Genomic DNA, 16,757 nt, shown 5'->3' with positions numbered 1-16,757 from the left:
GCGTCGCGCGGCGAGCTTGCTACCGTCGGGGGGAAGCCCGACGAGACGCGCCGTACCGGGATGTCGCAGGCAAAGACGACGCACCCCTTGTTCCCCGTGGTGCGGAGGTGTCCGTCATGGCCTGGATCCTGCTCGTCGTCGCCGGTCTGCTCGAGGTCGGCTGGTCGATCGGCATGAAGTACACCGACGGGTTCACCCGTCCGGCGCCCAGTGTGTTCACCGGCGCCGGCATTGTCGTGAGCATGGTGCTGCTGTCGTGCGCCGCCCGCTCACTGCCGATCGGGACGGCCTACGGCGTGTGGGTGGGCATCGGGGCGGCCGGTGCGGCGGTGGTCGGCATGGCGGTGCTGGGTGAGCCGGTCACTGCCGCCCGGATCTTCTTCGTCTGTCTGCTGCTGGTCGCCGTCGTGGGGCTGAAGGTGACCGGCGGTCACTGACCCGGTGCCCGCCGGGGCCGTACGGGGCCCGGCGGGCACCGGGTGGCGGCGGGGGCGCTCAGGTGCGCGTTCCGCCGGGGCCGGGTGTCGTTCCGGTCGTGGTTCCGCCGGTGGTCGTGCCGCCGGTCGTGCCGCCGGTCGTGGGGTCGCCGGTGGGGTCCCCGGTGGTCCCGCCGAGGGTGAATCCGCCGGTGGTGTCGCCGGTGGTGGTGCCGCCGGTCGTGGTCCCGCCGGTGGTGCCGTCGATCGTCGCGCCGCCGTCGGTGGTGGTGGCCCCGCCGTCGGTGGTGGCCCCGGTGGCGGTGCCGTCGGTGCCGCCCTGGGTGGCGTTCTCTGTCCGCCCCGGGGTCGGTTCGCCGGTGGTGGTGTCGCCGGTGGTGCCGTTGTCCTCCCGGCCGCCGGTGTCGTTCCCCTGGTCGCCGCCGGAATCGGTGGCGGGTGGCTCCTGGACCTCGTCGGCGCCCTCCTCCAGTTCCAGGTCGAAGTCGCTCACGGGGGTGTCCTTCAGGGCCTCCTTGGTGAACTGGGCCCAGATCTCGGTGGGCGCCCCGCCGCCGTTGATCCGCGGCAGGCCCATGACCCGGTACAGCGACTTGTGCGCGGCGGTGTCCGGGTCCTGGCCCATCACCGACACGACGGTGGCGAGGTCGGGGGTGTAGCCGGCGAACCAGGCCGCGGTGTCCTCCTCGGCGGTGCCGGTCTTGCCGGCGGCGGGTCGGCCGGCGGCCTGGGCGGCGGTGGCGGTGCCGTTCTCGACCACGCTCTGGAGGATGGCGGTGGTGGTGTCGGCGGCCTCGCGGCTGACGGCCTGGTGGGGCTCGGCCTTGGGCAGCACGACGACGTCCCGGCCGTTCCTGGTGATCCGCTGGACCAGCGTGTACGTGCCGCGCTTGCCGTGGTTGGCGAGGGTGGCGTAGGCCTCCGCCATGTCCAGCACGCTGGCGTTGGCCACGCCGAGTGCGACGGACGGGGACGAGACGAGGGACTTGGTGTCGGCGGGGATGCCGAGGTCGATCGCGGTCTGCTTGACCTTGCCGGAGCCGACGTCGACGGCCATCTGCGCGTACACGGAGTTGACCGACTTGTCGGTGGCCTCGCGGACGGTGATGGGGCCGTAGGAGACCTCGTCCTCGTTCTGCGGGTCGTAGACGCCGCCGTTCCAGCCCTCGACGGGGCGGCCGCTGGTGCCGTCGTAGAAGGTGTTGGGGGTGATGGTGCGGCCGTCCTGGGTGGTGGAGCCGTTCTCCACGGCCGCGGTGAAGACGAACGGCTTGAACGTCGAGCCGACCTGGAAGTCGCCGCGGGTGGCGTTGTTCGTGTACTGCTTGACGTAGTCGATGCCGCCGTACAGGGCGAGGACCTTGCCGGTCCTGGGGTCGACGGCGGCGCCGCCGGCGCGGACGTAGCGGTCGCGCGGGTGGGTCTTCGGGTCCAGCTTGGACATCAGCCGGTCGTCGACGGCCTTCACGAAGGCGTCCTGTTTGCGTTTGTCGAGCGTGGTGGTGATGCGGTAGCCGCCGGCCCGCAGCTCGTCCGCGTCGACGATCTTGTTCTCGTAGAGGTAGTCCTTGATCGCGTCGAGGAGGTAGCCGCGCTGCCCGGACAGGCCGGTGGAGAACGTGGCCTCCTTCGGCATCGGGAACTCCAGTCCGGTGCGCTGTGCCCGGCTCAGCCAGCCCTGCTTGACCATGCCGTCGAGGACGTAGTTCCAGCGGGCCTGCGCGGTGGCCTTGTTCTCCGGGTGGGCGACCACGTCGTACTCGCTGGGCGCGTTCAGCAGCGCCGCGAGGTAGGCGCCCTGGGCCGGGGTGAGGTCGATGGCGTCGACGCCGTAGTAGGCGCGGGCGGCGGCCTGGATGCCGTAGGCGTTGCGGCCGAAGAAGCTGGTGTTGAGGTAGCCCTGCAGGATCTCGTCCTTGGTCTTCTCGCGGTCGAGCTTGATCGCGATGAAGAACTCCTTCACCTTGCGGGTGACCGTCTGCTCCTGGCCCAGGTAGTAGTTCTTGACGTACTGCTGGGTGATGGTGGAGCCGGACTGTCTGCCCTTGCCGGTGGCGGTGTTCCAGCCGGCGCGGAGCATCGCCTTGGGGTCGACGGCGGACTCGGAGTAGAAGTCGCGGTCCTCGGCGGCCAGGACGGCGTGCTGGGCGTCCTTGGAGACCTGGGCGAGGGTGACGTTCTCCCGGTTGACCTCGCCGTCGCGGGCGATCTCGGTGCCGTCCGCGTACAGGTAGACGTTGGACTGCTTGGTGGCGAGGGCGTTGGCCGGCGGGATCTTCACCATCGAGTAGCCGAGGAAGAACAGGCCGATGAGCAGCAGGGTGCCGATGACGAAGGTGCCGAGCACCATGCGCCAGGTCGGGAGCAGCCGCCGCCAGCCGGTGCGCTTGGGGCGTCCTGGTTTCTTCCCACCCCCGTCGTCGGCCGCCGTCGGCTCTCCTTCCGCCCCGCCGTCGGTCGGCTGCTGTGGCTGCGGCTCGTCGCTCATCTCGTGCACGGACTCCTGTTTCGCGTCGTACGTTCCCGTACGCCTCGTTGCGCCTTGTGCGCCCCACTCCCCCCATTGAAGACTCTCGTGCCGGGTGAACCGTTCCCGGAATCCGGCACGTGTCGCCCTGAGAACGCGCGGCGGGCCACAAGGACGCGGGGCGGCGCCGGGAAGCACCCCGCTCGGCCGTGGGACGTGCGGTGCGAGGCGCCTCGGAAGTGCCTCGGAAGTGCCTCGGAGGTGCCGGGGAGGGGGCGCGGGGGACGCGGGGCCGGGGGACGGAAAAGGCGTGGCGGACCGGGTGCCCGGCGGCTAGGCTCCTGCGCTTCGGTGCCGGCGGGCCGGGAGGGGCGGGGGCTGTGGGAGCGGGGCGGTTGTACCTGGCCGTCGCGGTGGGCGGGTTCCGGCGGTACGCGACGTATCGGGTGGCCACGGCCGCGGGGGTGTTCACCAACACGGTCTTCGGGCTGATCCTCGTCTACACGTATCTCGCGCTGTGGGACGAGAAGCCGCACCTGGGCGGCTACGACCAGGCGCAGGCCGTCACCTACGTGTGGCTCGGCCAGGCCCTCTACTCGACCCTCGCTCTCCAGGGCGGCGGTGTGGAGAAGGAGTTGATGGCGCGTATCCGCACGGGCGAGATCGCCGTCGACCTGTACCGGCCGGCCGATCTGCAACTGTGGTGGCTGGCGGGCGACATGGGCCGGGCGGTGTTCCAGATCCTGGGCCGCGGGGTGGTCCCGTTCGTCTTCGGCGCGCTGGTGTTCGACATGGCGCTGCCGGACGACCCCTTCGCGTGGGCGGCGTTCGCGGTGGCGTTGCCGCCGGCGATGGTGGTCAGTTTCGGGATCCGCTACCTGGCCGCCCTGAGCGTGTTCTGGCTCATGGACGGGACGGGGGTCAACCAGGCCGTGATGGTGCTGGGGATCTTCTGCTCCGGCATGGTCCTGCCGCTCAACGCCTTCCCCGGTGTGCTCGGTGACGTCGTCCGGGCGCTGCCGTGGGCGGTGCAGCTGCAGGTGCCGGCGGACGTGCTAATGGGGAGGACGGCGCCGGTCGCGGCGTACGGGTTCCAGGTGGCGTGGGCGGTAGCCCTGCTGGTGGCGGGGCGGCTGGTGCAGGCAGCGGCGACGCGGCGGGTGGTGGTGCAGGGTGGGTGAGGCGGGCCCGCCGGAGGGCCGCGGGCCGGTGACGGCCCGGCCGGTCCTTTCGGGGCGGGCGGCCCGTCGGCCGGCGGTGTTCTCCCGGCTCGCGGAGGGGGTGCGGGTCTACGGGCTGATCGCCGGGATGTGGGTGCGGTCGGCGATGACGTACCGGGCGTCCTTCGTGCTCACGGCGTTCGGGAACCTGCTGGTGACCGGGCTGGACTTCGTCGCGCTCGTGCTGATGTTCTCGCAGGTCGACTCGCTCGCCGGGTGGAGCCTGCCCGAGGTGGCCTTTCTGTACGGGCTGTCGGCGACGGCGTTCGGGATCTCCGACCTGACGTTCGGCTCGATGGACGTGCTGGGCGCGCGGATGCGGGACGGCTCCTTCGACACGCTGCTGGTGCGGCCCGCGCCGGTGCTGGCGCAGGTCGCCGCCGACCGTTTCGCGCTGCGCCGGCTCGGACGGATCACCCAGGCCGTGCTGGTGCTGGCGTACGGCCTGCTCCGGGCCGACATCGACTGGACGGCGGCCAGGGTACTTCTGATGCCGGTGATGCTGGTCAGCGGTGCGGTGATCTTCTGCGCGCTGTTCACGGCGGGAGCGGCCTTCCAGTTCGTGGCGCAGGACGCGGCCGAGGTGCAGAACGCGTTCACGTACGGCGGCACCACGCTGCTGCAGTATCCGCCGGGTGTGTTCGGCAAGGACCTGGTGCGGGGGGTGACGTTCGTGCTGCCGCTCGCCTTCGTCAACTGGGTGCCCGGCGCCTATGTGCTGGGGCGGCCGTATCCGCTCGGCCTGCCGGTCTGGGCGGCGTTCGCGCCGCCCGTGGTGGCGGCCGTCTGCTGTGTGCTCGCGGGGCTGGCGTGGCGTGCGGGGCTGCGGGTGTATCGGAGTACGGGGAGCTGAGGGGAGTCATGGCGGTGGACGGTGGACCGGGCGGCGCGGCCGACGGCATCGCGGGCGGCAGGTCGGCGGGTGGTGCGGGCTGCGGTGCGAAGGGCGCTGCGCGTGGTGGCCCTGAGAGCGCTGCCGGAGAAGTGCGACGGGGCGGTGGGGCGCGGGGCGGGTCGCCGGACGGCGCGTTCATCGAGCTGGACCGTGTGGAGAAGGTCTTCGAGGTGCGCCGCAGGACGGGCTTCCTGAGGCGTGAGCGGCGGCGGGTGCGGGCGGTGGACGGTCTCTCCTTCACCGTGGCCCGCGGCGAGACGGTCGGCTACATCGGGCCGAACGGCGCCGGCAAGTCGACGACGATCAAGATGCTGACCGGCATCCTCACGCCGAGCGGGGGCCGGTTGAGGGTGGCGGGCATCGAGCCCTCCCGTGAGCGGACCCGTCTCGCGCACCGCATCGGGGTGGTGTTCGGCCAGCGCACGACGCTGTGGTGGGACCTGCCGTTGATCGACTCCTACCGGCTGATGCGCCGGATGTACCGGATTCCCGACGCCCGTTACCGCGCCCGTCTCGACCGGCTCGTCGAACACCTCGATCTGGGTGGCCTGCTGGACACTCCGGTGCGGCAGCTGTCGCTAGGGCAGCGGATGCGCGGGGACATCGTGGCGGCGCTGTTGCACGATCCCGAGGTGCTGTACCTGGACGAGCCGACGATCGGCCTGGACGTGATCTCCAAGGCGAGGGTGCGGGACTTCCTGCGGGAACTGCGGGACGAGCGCGGCACGACGGTCCTGCTCACCACCCATGATCTCCAGGACATCGAGCAGCTGTGCTCCCGGGTGATGGTGATCGACCACGGCCGTCTGGTGTACGACGGACCGCTCGCCGGCCTGCACGGGGCGGGGGAGAGCGAGCGGACCCTGGTGGTGGACCTGGCCCGGGAACTCCCGCCGGTCGACGCTCCGGCGCCGGCGCGTGTGGTGAAGGTGGAGGGGCCGCGGCAGTGGCTGGCCTTCCCGGCGTCGATGTCGGCGGCCCCGCTCGTGGCGCGGATCGCGGCGGAGTACCCGCTGGTGGACCTGTCGGTGCGGGAGCCGGACATCGAGGCGGTGATCGCGCGGATGTACGCGGGGCAGGGGGGCCGTGCCGTCTCCCGGCCGCCGACGTCGATCGCGTAGTGCCCGGGGCGGTGAACTCGTAGGCTGCTGGCATGAGCGACGACGCAGTCCCGGAACTCCGTGCCTCCGACGCCGACCGCGAACGGGTCGCCGACGTCCTGCGGGACGCCCTCGCCGAGGGGCGGCTCGACATGGCCGAGTTCGAGGAGCGGCTGGACGCAGCGTACCGGGCGCGCACCTACGGTGACCTGACGCCGCTCACCCGGGACCTGCCGGCGTCCGGGGCGCCTGCCGTGTCGATGACCAAGGAGACCGAACCGGCCGGGAGTTGGGCGGGGCGCATCGTCGGTGGCGAGGGCACCTCGGCGTGGGGAGTGGCCGTGCTGTCCGGCTTCCAGCGCCGGGGCCGGTGGACGGTCCCGCGCCGCTTCAACTGCTTCGCCTTCTGCGGCGGCGGCGAGATCGACCTGCGCGAGGCGAACTTCGCGGACCGCGAGGTCGTGATCAACTGCGTCGCGATCATGGGTGGATTGCAGGTCGTCGTGCCGCCGGGGGTCGAGGTCGTCGTCCGCGGGGTCGGCGTCATGGGCGGCTTCGACCAGCGCGAGACCGGCGTCCCCGGCGAGCCCGGCGCTCCGCGGGTCGTCGTCACGGGCTTCGCGTTCTGGGGCGGGGTCGGTGTCGAACGCAAGCTCCCGCGCTCGGAGAAGCGGCGGCTGAAGGAGGAGCGGCGCCGGGAGCTGGAGGAGGAGCGGCGCAGGGAACTGGAGGAGGGCCGGCGCGAGGAGCGCTGAGCCTGCGGTCGGGGCGTCGAAGGCACCGGTGCCGGCCGCTGATCATCCGTCCCGGAGCCGGGGCCGCCCGCTGGGCGGGGCACCGGGATGGCCGGGGCGGATGCCGGGATGGCCGGGGCAGGCTACCGCGCCGCCGGCGGGGAGCCCTTCAGCACCGCCAGGTCGAACACTTCGCCCATCTCGCGGTATCCGGCGTCCCCGGGATGCAGGTGGTCGCCGCAGTCGTAGCGCGGCAGCAGCCGCCCCGGATCCCGCGGGTCGCGCAGCGCGGCGTCGAAGTCGACCACGGCGTCGTACACGCCGCCCGCCCGGATCGCGGCGTTGACCTGCTGCCGTACGGCCTCGCGGGCCGGGGTGCCGCGGCGGTGGCCGCCGAACGGCGTCAGCGTGGCGCCCACGACCTTCGCGCCGCGCGCGTGTGCCTGCCGCACCAGTGTCCGCAGCCCGTCGAGGACGGTGCCGGCGGCGGGTGGGTCGGGTGGACGGAGGATGTCGTTGACACCGAGGTCGATGACGACGGCCCGGACGTTCGCCCGGCCGAACACGTCCCGCGCGAGGCGGTGGAGAGCGCTGGGGTTCTCCGGGGGCCGTCCCGGCCCGTCCGCCAGGACGCGGTTGCCGCTGATGCCGGCGTTGACGACGCCGTGGCGTGGCACGTCCCGTCCGGCGTCGGCGGCCGTCCGCAGCCGGTCGGCGAGGACGTCCGTCCAGCGCCGGTCGGCGTCCGAGGTGGCGGTCATGCCGTCGGTGATGGAGTCGCCGAGCACGACGACGGTCCCCTCGGTGCCGGGGCCGAGCACGTCCAGCGCGGTCAGGTAGCGCCAGAACGGGGTCCGCTCGGTGTACGCCGCCCCGTCGGGGTCCGCCGCACGGTCGCCCGCGGCGGCGTAGGAGGTCTGCCGGGCGTGGCGGTGGTGGGTGACGGGGCCGGAGGAGGCGGGGGAGTAGGTGGTGACGAGGACGTCGCCGTCGTCCGGTACGGGCACCGGCACGGCGTCGCTGACCGCCCGCTGCCCCGCGGGTATGACGACCTGTGTGCTGCCGCCTTCGAAGGTGACGCGGTGCAGGGTGCCCGCGTCCGCCGACGCGGTGCCGCGTCCGGCGGCGACGGCGACGGTGGCGTCGGTGACGACCAGTGGACGGGTGCCGTAGAGGTTGGACAGTGTGATGCGGGCGCTGGTGCCGCCGATGCTGGTGTGCACCACGTTGCGTATGGACCGCCCGGCCATGCCGGTGGTCCGGGTTCCGGGCTCGGCGCCGGAGGGGGAGGCGGCCCAGGTCGTCGCCCAGACGCCGCCGGCGGCCGGGGCGGTTGATGCGTGCGGGCCGCGCCCGTCGCCGGGCGTGCCCGGCCGGACTGCTGTTCCGGTGCCGGAGGCGACCAGGGCGTACAGGCCGACGATCAGTGCGGCGATCGCGGACAGCAGGGCACAGCCGTGACGCCTGGCCATACGGCGCGTCTCCTCGGGGGCGAGGGGAGCGGGGGGCTCCGTGGTCGACCCTCCCATGATGCGCCATGCGGACACCCGTCCGGACGGCGGGAACCTTCCGTGCGTTCCGGGAGTTCGTCCGACGACCCGGGCATGGCGGGGCGACACAGGGACAATGTGTACGAAGGAGTGTGATCGGGTGGAGAGGATGGAAGGCGTCCCGCAGGGCGGGACGGACGACGCGGCAGCGGCCCGGTCGGCCCCTGTGCCCGGCGAGGTGTCCGGGTCCCGCGAGCCGTCCGCGTCCGGGGCGCGGTCCTCGTCCGGCACGGGCGGGACGGGTGTGGGCCGGTCCGGTGCGGGCGGGTCGCGCGGCGCCGGGCGCGGGGCGGCGCCTCGGCCGGGCGCCGGCCGTGACTCCGGCGCGGAGCGCGTGGCCGGTGCCGGGCGCGCGTCCGGAACGGGGCTGCGGGCCGACCCGGGAACGGCGTCCCGTGGGGCACCCGTGTCCCGCGCCATGACCGCCTTCAGCCCCGCCGACGAGGAGAAGCGGCGTGGTGTGCGCCGCATGAAACTCACCGCGACCGGCCTGCTGCTCTTCGTCGCGGTCGTCTACGTCCTGGCCAAGTGGGGCCACGACTCCGGCGCCGGCGCCTGGGCCGGGTACGTGGCGGCCGCCGCCGAGGCCGGCATGGTCGGTGCTCTCGCCGACTGGTTCGCGGTCACCGCGCTCTTCCGCCGCCCCCTCGGCCTGCCCATCCCCCACACCGCGATCATCCCCACCAAGAAGGATCAGCTGGGCGTCTCCCTGGGCGAGTTCGTCGGCGAGAACTTCCTCTCCGAGGACGTCGTACGGCAGCGGCTGCGCAGTGTCGGCATCGGCAGCCGCCTCGGTTCCTGGCTCGCCGAGCCGGAGCACGCCGACCGGGTCACGGCCGAGCTGTCGACCGCGCTGCGGGGCGCCCTGACCGTCCTGCGCGACTCCGACGTCCAGGCCGTCGTGGGGGAGGCCGTCACCCGGCGCGCGAACGCCAGGGAGATCGCGCCCGGCATCGGCAAGATGCTGGAGAAGGTCGTCGCCGACGGCGGCCACAGACGCGTTGTCGACCTGGTGGTGAGCCGGGCCCACGACTGGCTGGTGCTGCACGCCGACTCCGTGATGGACGCCGTGCAGGGGGGCGCCCCCGGCTGGACCCCGCGGTTCGTCGACCGCAAGGTCGGCGAGCGCGTCTACCGGGAACTGCTGCGCTTCTGCGCCGAGATGCGGGACATGCCCTCCCACCCCGCCCGCGGTGCCCTCGACCGCTTCCTCACCGACTTCGCCTCCGACCTGCAGTCCGACACCGACACCCGGGCCCGGGTGGAACGGCTCAAGGGCGAGGTGCTCGGCCGCGGTGAGGTCCAGGACCTCATCGCCTCCGCCTGGACCGCCGTACGGTCCATGATCGTCTCGGCGGCCGACGACGAGCGCAGCGAACTGCGGCTGCGCACGAGGGCCTCGCTGCTCTCCCTGGGCGCACGGATGGCCACCGAGCCGAAGGTGCAGGGCAAGGTGGACCGCTGGGTCGAGGGCGCGGCCGTCCACGTCGTGACGACCTACCGCAAGGAGATCACCTCCCTGATCACCGACACCGTCGCCGGCTGGGACGCCGAGCACACCACGCGCAAGATCGAGGCGCACATCGGCCGCGACCTGCAGTTCATCCGCATCAACGGCACCGTCGTGGGCTCCCTGGCAGGGCTGCTGATCTACACGGTGTCGCAGGCACTCGGCGCGTAGGGGCGCGGGCCGCGGCCCGCCGGCGCGTCAGGTGTTGCGGTCGGCGACCGCCCAGGACGCCACGGCGACGGCACCGGCGACGGTGAAGACGGACGGCCACGCGCCGATCTTCCTGGCGAGCGGATGCGATCCGGCGAAGGCGGCGACGTACGCGGCCGTCAGCGCCCCCGCGGCCCGCGCGCCGGCCTGCTGCCGCCACTGCTGCGCCGCTGCCGCCCCCGCGACGGCGAGCACGGCACCGCCCAACTGCCGCTTCTTCGTCCAACGGGCCACGCCGTACCCGCCGACGAGCCCGCCCGCGGCGACGACAGCGCTGGGAACCCTGGCCATGACTGCCTCCTGATGCCCCCTGGTCGCCCCTCTGGCCACCACGTGACTGTGCCTCGACGAGGCTAGCGCCGCCCCTCCCGTCAGCACGCCCCGCCCCATGGCTCAAACTTGAGTCCATACTTGTCAAGTTTGCTTCATCGCGCTATATAAGAAATATAGCGGCGCGAGCCCCCAGGCAGCGCGCCGCCAGCACGGCACCTGATGAAAGGAGTGACCTGTGATGCTCATGCGCACGGATCCGTTCCGTGAGTTCGACCGACTCGCACAGCAGATGCTCGGCACGGCGGCCCGCCCGTCGGCGATGCCGATGGACGCCTACCGTTCCGGAGACGACTTCCTCGTCCACTTCGATCTCCCCGGCATCGACCCCGAGACGATCGAACTGGACGTGGAGCGCAACGTCCTCAACGTCCGGGCCGAGCGCACGTCCCCCGCCCCCGAGGGCGCGGAGTTCCTCGTCGCCGAACGCCCCACGGGCACCTTCAACCGCCAGCTCTTCCTCGGCGACACCCTCGACACGCAGCGCATCGACGCCTCCTACGAAGCCGGCGTCCTCACGCTCCGTATCCCCGTCGCGGAGCAGGCCAAGCCGCGCCGCATCCAGATCAGCGGCGGTGGCGGCCGCAAGCAGATCAGCACCTGACACCAACGGGGACCGGCCCCCGAGGCCCGGCCCGTCGGACCTCGGCGGGCCCGTCCGGTCGGCCCGCGCGACCGGGCCGGCCGGAGGCGCCGTCGCCCATGCGCCGCCACCGGCCTCGCGCGGCGCCGACGTCCGTCCGAGGACCGCACCGGCCGGGAGGTCCGCCGCCCGACGGGCCGGCCGGAGGCGCCGTGGGTCCGTCACCGTGAACGCGGCGAGACTCGCGAAGCCCGATCCAGGGGTGTCGCGCAGACTCCGGGAGGCGCGGACCCGGCGCCGATGGCCGGCGGTCCGGGCGGACGTGGCCGCACGTGATCACACGCGACGGCACGGCACGGCACGGTGGGCTGCGGCACGCGGAGGGCGTCGGCCGTCGCCGGGCCGCGGTCCCGGTTCGGAACCGGCCGGCCCCGAATCCCGGAGCGGGCCCGGCGGCTCCGGGCGGGCGCCGGCATGGATCGACCCGGTCGACGTTCTCTTTCCCGTCCCCCTCTCTGCTCGTCCCCCCTCTGCCCCGCGATCGTGGCGCGGACCGTTCGGCCTTCGACCGATCACGGTCTCCCCCGTGGCCCGACTCCGTCGAGTTCTCCGTGGGCCGACTCCGTCGAGCCGGGGCACGACGGCTGCGACGCCCGGCTCTTCCGGGTTCCGCTTCGCAGCGGGGCCCGGAGCCCTGCGGTCAGCCCTCCGGATTCCCGTGGCACTCCTCGTACGCCCGTTGCGAGCCGCACCAGCAGGCCGCGCCCCGCTGCGGCGGCCAGGGGGTCGCGCGCCCGCGGGATGCCAGTGTCGTCGCGTACTGCGGGAGGAGGGCCGCTTCCGAAGGGGACATGCCCTCCGAGGCGGCGAAGGCCTCGTACGACGGGACCGTGCCCGGCACGATGCCGAGGTTCTGCGTGCCGGAAGCCGCGAGTTCCCGCAGCGAGCGTTCTATCGTCGCCAGGTGTTCCTCGTACGAGGGGTACTCCGCGGACAGGTCCGGGTAGTCGGACCGGAGTTCCGCCAGCTCGGCCGCGGGCCAGTGGAGGATGGCCACGGGGAAGGGGCGGGAGAGCGCCTCGCGGTAGGTGCCCAGTTCGGCGCGCAGGCGGGAGATCTCCGCCGCCAGTTCGGCCGGGTTGTCCGAGCCCAGGGACCAGACGCGCTTGGGGTCGTGGAGTTCGTCCAGGGAGACCGGCGCCGTGTTCAGGGTGTCCGCCAGGGTGTCCCACGCGTCGTGCGGCGCGCCCAGCATGCGGCGCACCCGGTGGCGGCCGAGGAGGAGCGGGTGGGTGGCGTACGGGGGTTCCGCCGTGTCCGCGAGGAGGAGGCCGGTGCCCTGGGTGAAGGTCTCCTCCGCCGCCTCCAGCTCGTCGTGGGATTCCAGGGCCTCGGCGATGATCACCCAGGGGGCCGGGTCGCGCGGCCCTGCGACACGGAGACCCTCGATGATGGCCCGGGCCTCGGCCTCGTGACCGTACTCCCACAGGTTGGAGGCCTTCAGGGCCCGCACCAGGTGGGGGTTGTCCAGGTCCGTCGCCGAGTTCAGGAGGCGGTCGTACAGGGCGGTCGCGGCGGGGCGGTCGCCGGACAGTTCCAGGTGGGCCGCGGCGCGCAGCAGCAGGGGTTCGGCGTCCTCGGGATACAGGCCGGCGGTCCGTTCCAGGCGGGCGGCCTCGGCGGCGTGGTCGACGTTCTCGGCAGGCGTGTCGGGGCGCATGGGGGACACCGTACTGCCGATCAGCGGCGAGGGTCAGGTGCCGTCCGGCCTGAGCCTTCCCGGCGCACGGCCGTGGCACGGCGTCCCCGGCCGCGGCCCCCGGGGGGCGTCCCTCGGGGGCCGCGGCCGTGCGGCCGGCCCGTGCGACGAGGGGCACAAGGGGCACGACCTGGAGCGCGGTCGAGCGGGCCGTGCTGTACCGGTGACGGCGCCGGCCTCACGGTCCGGTACGTGAACGGGGTCTTGCGGAGTGGACGGCCGCCTTGGAGGATCGGCCAAGCCTCCGATGGCTGCGCCTCGGCCGCATCCCGGTCGCGTCCATCGCCGGGCGCCCGCGATCGAGGAAGATGGTGAGGACCCATGAAGCTGCTGCGAGTCGGTACGGCAGGGTCGGAGCGACCTGCGCTGCTCGACGCCGAGGGGACCCTGCGTGACCTGTCGGGCCTTGTCCCGGACATCGACGGCGCCCTGCTGGCCGACGACGCCGTGCTCGCCCGGATCCGCGCCGCGGCCGACTCCGGCGAGCTGCCCGCGCTGGACGCGGCCGGGCTGCGCATCGGGCCGCCGCTGGGCCGTATCGGCAAGATCGTGTGCATCGGGCTGAACTACCACGACCACGCCCGCGAGACCGGGGCGCAGCCGCCGTCCGAGCCGGTGGTCTTCTTCAAGGCGCCCGACACGGTGGTCGGCCCGCACGACACCGTGCTGGTGCCGCGCGGGTCGGTCAAGACGGACTGGGAGGTCGAACTCGCCGTCGTCGTCGGCCGTACGGCCCGCTACCTGGCGTCCGCGGAGGAGGCGCTCGCGCACGTCGCCGGGTACGCGGTGGCGCACGACGTGTCCGAGCGGGAGTTCCAGATCGAGCGGGGCGGCACCTGGGACAAGGGCAAGAACTGCGAGACGTTCAACCCGCTCGGGCCGTGGCTGGTGACGGCGGACGAGGTGCCCGACCCGCAGGACCTGCGGCTGCGGCTGTGGGTCAACGGGGAGCTGCAGCAGGACGGGACGACGGCCGGGCAGATCTTCCCGGTGGGCGAGGTCGTACGGTACGTCAGCCGGTTCATGACCCTGTACCCGGGCGACGTCATCAACACCGGGACGCCCGCCGGGGTGGCCATGGGGCGGCCCGAGCCGAAGCCGTACCTGCGGGTGGGGGACGTGGTCGAGCTGGAGATCTCCGGGCTCGGCAGGCAGCGGCAGGAGCTGAAGGGCGCCTGAGAGGGCGGGGAACCGCGGGGCTCGCCGGCGCCGGGCTGCGCCGTGCGGCGAGGCGCGCGGTTCCCCGCGCCCGTCAGGCCGGCAGCAGTGCGGCGAGCCGGCCCCACGCCTCTCGTGGCAGGGACTCCCTCGTGCCGCCGTCGATCACCTGGAGGGCCACGTGGTCGGCGCCGGCGGAGCGGAACTCCTCGATCTGGGCACGGATCCGGTCCTCCGTGCCCCAGGCGTACAACGTGTCCACCAGGCGGTCGCTGCCGCCGTCGGCGAGGTCGTCCTCGGTGAAGCCGAGGCGCAGGAGGTTGCCGGTGTAGTTCGGCAGGCCGAGGTACAGGGCGAGGGCGCCGCGGGCCAGCTCCCGGGCCCGGACCGGGTCGGCCTCCAGGACGACCCCCAGCTCCGGGGCGAGCAGCGGGCCTTCGCCGAGCACGTCCCGGGACCGTGCCACATGGCCGGCGGTGACCAGGTAGGGGATCGCGCCGGCCGCGCGGTCCCGGGACAGCCCGAGCGTTCTGGGGCCGAGCGCGGCCAGCACCCGGCGGCCGGCGGGGACGCCGGCCGTGTCGAGGGCGTCGAGGTAGGCGGCCAGGGAGGAGTACGGGCGGCGGTACTGCTCCGTGAACCTGGCGTGGCTCACGCCGAGGCCGAGCAGGAAGCGGCCGGGGTGGGCGGCCTCCAGGTCCTTGCAGCGGGCGGCTGTCCCGGCGGCGTCGTACTGCCAGATGCTCTGGATGCTGGTGGCGACGGTGATCCGCTCGGTCGCCTCGATCAGGGGCACGGCGTGGCCGACCGCGCTGCTGCCGCCGAGCCACAGGGCGCCGTACCCGAGCTCCTCCAGTTCGGCTGCCGTGTCGCGGAGTTCGCCACGCCGTTGCGGGTCCTCCGACCGCAGACCGACGCTCCAGACGCCGTAGCGGCCGATCGTGTTCTTCTCGGGTGTGCTCATCGGTTCCGTGACCTCCGGCCGGGGTGCTGCGATCGACGTGCGTACGGCACTGCCAACCGGAGGGTGTCTCGACTTAGTCCCGGATGCCGTTGGCTCCCCGGTCCCCGGCGTCCGGGACTTCCTGGTCCCCGGCCCTGGTCCACCGGCCGCCGGTGATCACGTTCGGTGGTCAGTCCCGGTCCAGGCCCAGGAACTCCTCCAGCGCCGCCACGACGAACCGGTGGTCCTGCAGCTGAGGCAGTCCGGACACCGTCACCGCGCCGATGACACCCGCGCCCTCGACGTGGATCGGGAAGGACCCGCCGTGGGCCGCGTAGACGTCCGGGTCGAGGCGGGACGACTCCTCGAAGGTGGTGCCCTTGGCGCGGAAGCGGGCGCCGACCAGGTAGGAGGAGGCGCCGTAGCGCTCCACGACGCGGCGCTTGCGCCCGATCCAGGCGTCGTTGTCGGGGGTGGATCCGGGCAGCGCGGCGTGGAAGAGCTGCTGTCCGCCGCGGTGGATGTCCACGGCGACGGGGGCCCGGCGCTCCCGGGCCAGCCGGACCAGCAGGGAGCCGAGCGCCCAGGCGTCGTCATGGGTGAACCGCTGGAGGATCAGGCGCCGTTCCTGAGCCTCCAGTTCCTCGATGCCCGGGGTGAGTTCGGGGCGGAACCTCGGGGCCGGCTCCTGGGTGCTCATCGCAGGGTCACCGTCACCTTCTCGCGGGCCGAACGCCGGGCCGCCTCCAGGACGTCGAGGGCGGCGGCGGCCTCCAGGGCGGTCACCGGGTTGGGGCCCTGCCGGGTCAGCGCCCCGGCCACGGCAGCGTAGTACGCGGGATAGTCGCCGGGCAGCGTCGCCACGGCGCGTCCGCCGCCGGTCACCGGGGACTCTCCGGACCCGACACGACCCCACAGCGGCTCGGGCTCGGTCCCCCACGCGGCGCCGGTGCCCGGGCGGCGGCCCTCGCGCAGTGCCGCCTCCTGCGGGTCCAGGCCGTACTTGACGTAGCCGGCCTGCGAACCGAGCACACGGAAGCGGGGGCCGAGCTGGGCGGTGGTGGCGGAGACGGAGAGGTGGGAGCGGACACCGCAGGCGTGGGTGAGCGCGATGAACGTGTCGTCGTCCGCCGCAGCACCGTCCCGGCGCACGTCCGACTCGGCGTACACCTCCACGGCCGGGCCGAAGAGGACCAGCGCCTGGTCGACGACGTGGCTGCCGAGGTCGTAGAGCAGGCCCCCGACTTCGGCGGGGTCGCCGGACTCGCGCCAGCCGCCCTTGGGCCGGGGCCGCCAGCGTTCGAACCGGGACTCGAACCGCCACACCTCGCCCAGCTCGCCGTCGGCGATGAGCCGGCGCAGGGTGAGGAAGTCGTTGTCCCAGCGGCGGTTCTGGAAGACGGACAGGAGCAGGCCGCGGTCCTCGGCGAGGGCCGCCAGCTCGCGCGCCTCGGCGGCCGTGCCGGCGATCGGCTTGTCGACGACGACCGCCAGTCCGGCCTTCAGGGCGGCGGTGGCCAGCGGGACGTGCGTCCTGTTCGGGGAGGCGATGACGACGAGGTCCAGGTCGCCGGCCCGGTCCAGCAACGCGTCGGCGGTGGCCGCGAAGCGGACGTCCGGGTGTTCGGCGCGTGCCTGCTGCCGCCTTTCGGGGCGGGTGGTGACCACGGTGTCCAGGGCGAGGCCCTCGGTCGCGGCGATCAGCGGGGCGTGGAAGACGGAGCCGGCGAGGCCGTAGCCGATCAGGCCCACCCGGAGTGGGGAGCCGGGGGCGCCGCCGCGCGGGGTGCCGAGAGGAGTGCCAGTCATGCCGGACACTTTCGCAACACTGTTGCCAAAGTGCAAGCGCGAGAGAGAATGG

15 protein-coding genes and 1 riboswitch are annotated in these 16,757 nt (G+C 73.4%); of the genes, 8 read left to right on the top strand and 7 right to left on the bottom strand.

Annotated features, from left to right (window positions below; translation table 11 throughout):
* The first annotated feature begins 14 nt into the window (after positions 1 to 14).
* A riboswitch (guanidine-III (ykkC-III) riboswitch) is annotated at positions 15 to 85 on the top strand.
* Between the two features lie 31 nt (positions 86 to 116).
* Positions 117 to 437 carry a multidrug efflux SMR transporter gene (locus tag I3F54_RS11355; RefSeq protein WP_240118563.1) on the top strand — a complete coding sequence of 107 codons (321 nt, stop codon included), beginning with the start codon at positions 117 to 119 and terminating at the stop codon, positions 435 to 437.
* A gap of 58 nt (positions 438 to 495) precedes the next feature.
* Here the strand turns inward: I3F54_RS11355 and I3F54_RS11350 are convergent, their stop codons facing one another.
* The gene (locus tag I3F54_RS11350; protein WP_240118562.1) at positions 496 to 2,925 is read right to left on the bottom strand and encodes a transglycosylase domain-containing protein; all 2,430 of its coding nucleotides are present in this window, start codon (positions 2,923 to 2,925) and stop codon (positions 496 to 498) included.
* Between the two features lie 359 nt (positions 2,926 to 3,284).
* Here I3F54_RS11350 and I3F54_RS11345 point away from each other — a divergent pair, with 359 nt between their 5' ends.
* The 4 genes from I3F54_RS11345 to I3F54_RS11330 all read left to right on the top strand — a co-directional run bounded on the left by I3F54_RS11345 (position 3,285) and on the right by I3F54_RS11330 (position 6,874).
* Positions 3,285 to 4,085 carry an ABC-2 family transporter protein gene (locus I3F54_RS11345; RefSeq protein WP_240118561.1) on the top strand — a complete coding sequence of 267 codons (801 nt, stop codon included), beginning with the start codon at positions 3,285 to 3,287 and terminating at the stop codon, positions 4,083 to 4,085.
* Positions 4,086 to 4,212: 127 nt separating this feature from the next.
* Positions 4,213 to 4,977 carry an ABC transporter permease gene (locus I3F54_RS11340; RefSeq protein WP_240118624.1) on the top strand — a complete coding sequence of 255 codons (765 nt, stop codon included), beginning with the start codon at positions 4,213 to 4,215 and terminating at the stop codon, positions 4,975 to 4,977.
* An 8-nt stretch (positions 4,978 to 4,985) separates the two neighbouring features.
* Entirely contained in the window at positions 4,986 to 6,140 is a 1,155-nt protein-coding gene (locus tag I3F54_RS11335; protein WP_275675995.1) for an ATP-binding cassette domain-containing protein, read from the top strand.
* Between the two features lie 32 nt (positions 6,141 to 6,172).
* A complete protein-coding gene (locus tag I3F54_RS11330) occupies positions 6,173 to 6,874 on the top strand; it encodes a DUF1707 domain-containing protein (protein ID WP_240118559.1) in 702 nt (233 codons plus the stop codon).
* A 122-nt stretch (positions 6,875 to 6,996) separates the two neighbouring features.
* On the opposite strand, the gene I3F54_RS11325 is transcribed toward I3F54_RS11330, so the two are convergent.
* Entirely contained in the window at positions 6,997 to 8,325 is a 1,329-nt protein-coding gene (locus tag I3F54_RS11325) for an SGNH/GDSL hydrolase family protein (RefSeq protein WP_240118558.1), read from the bottom strand.
* Positions 8,326 to 8,821: 496 nt separating this feature from the next.
* On the opposite strand from I3F54_RS11325, the gene I3F54_RS11320 reads away from it, so the two are divergent.
* Complete coding sequence (locus I3F54_RS11320; protein ID WP_240118557.1) at positions 8,822 to 10,084, top strand: DUF445 domain-containing protein; 1,263 nt, start codon at positions 8,822 to 8,824, stop codon at positions 10,082 to 10,084.
* 27 nt (positions 10,085 to 10,111) lie between these two features.
* Here the strand turns inward: I3F54_RS11320 and I3F54_RS11315 are convergent, their stop codons facing one another.
* Positions 10,112 to 10,414 carry a hypothetical protein gene (locus I3F54_RS11315; protein WP_240118556.1) on the bottom strand — a complete coding sequence of 101 codons (303 nt, stop codon included), beginning with the start codon at positions 10,412 to 10,414 and terminating at the stop codon, positions 10,112 to 10,114.
* 220 nt (positions 10,415 to 10,634) lie between these two features.
* Between I3F54_RS11315 and I3F54_RS11310 the strand changes: the two genes are divergently transcribed.
* Positions 10,635 to 11,057 (top strand): Hsp20/alpha crystallin family protein, encoded by a 423-nt coding sequence (locus I3F54_RS11310; protein WP_240118555.1) that lies wholly within the window; start codon positions 10,635 to 10,637, stop codon positions 11,055 to 11,057.
* A gap of 679 nt (positions 11,058 to 11,736) precedes the next feature.
* Here the strand turns inward: I3F54_RS11310 and I3F54_RS11305 are convergent.
* Positions 11,737 to 12,756, bottom strand: a complete 1,020-nt coding sequence (locus tag I3F54_RS11305; protein ID WP_240118554.1) for an SEC-C domain-containing protein — start codon at positions 12,754 to 12,756, stop codon at positions 11,737 to 11,739.
* A gap of 360 nt (positions 12,757 to 13,116) precedes the next feature.
* Between I3F54_RS11305 and I3F54_RS11300 the strand changes: the two genes are divergently transcribed.
* A complete protein-coding gene (locus I3F54_RS11300) occupies positions 13,117 to 13,974 on the top strand; it encodes a fumarylacetoacetate hydrolase family protein (protein WP_240118553.1) in 858 nt (285 codons plus the stop codon).
* Between the two features lie 73 nt (positions 13,975 to 14,047).
* Here the strand turns inward: I3F54_RS11300 and I3F54_RS11295 are convergent, their stop codons facing one another.
* The 3 genes from I3F54_RS11295 to I3F54_RS11285 form a co-directional block, all read right to left on the bottom strand.
* Positions 14,048 to 14,917 (bottom strand): LLM class F420-dependent oxidoreductase, encoded by an 870-nt coding sequence (locus tag I3F54_RS11295; protein ID WP_240118552.1) that lies wholly within the window; start codon positions 14,915 to 14,917, stop codon positions 14,048 to 14,050.
* A 169-nt stretch (positions 14,918 to 15,086) separates the two neighbouring features.
* Positions 15,087 to 15,596: a heme-degrading domain-containing protein gene (locus tag I3F54_RS11290; protein ID WP_240118551.1), complete on the bottom strand. Its 510-nt coding sequence runs from the start codon at positions 15,594 to 15,596 to the stop codon at positions 15,087 to 15,089.
* Complete coding sequence (locus I3F54_RS11285) at positions 15,593 to 16,705, bottom strand: Gfo/Idh/MocA family oxidoreductase (protein WP_240118550.1); 1,113 nt, start codon at positions 16,703 to 16,705, stop codon at positions 15,593 to 15,595. The genes I3F54_RS11290 and I3F54_RS11285 overlap by 4 nt, the downstream gene beginning before the upstream one ends.
* Positions 16,706 to 16,757: the final 52 nt, after the last annotated feature.

The sequence above is a fragment of the Streptomyces sp. MUM 2J genome (genome assembly GCF_022414535.1).
Lineage (GTDB): Bacteria > Actinomycetota > Actinomycetes > Streptomycetales > Streptomycetaceae > Streptomyces.
The sequence above is the reverse complement of the archived record's forward strand: the minus strand, read 5'-3'. Positions and strand labels throughout refer to the sequence as shown.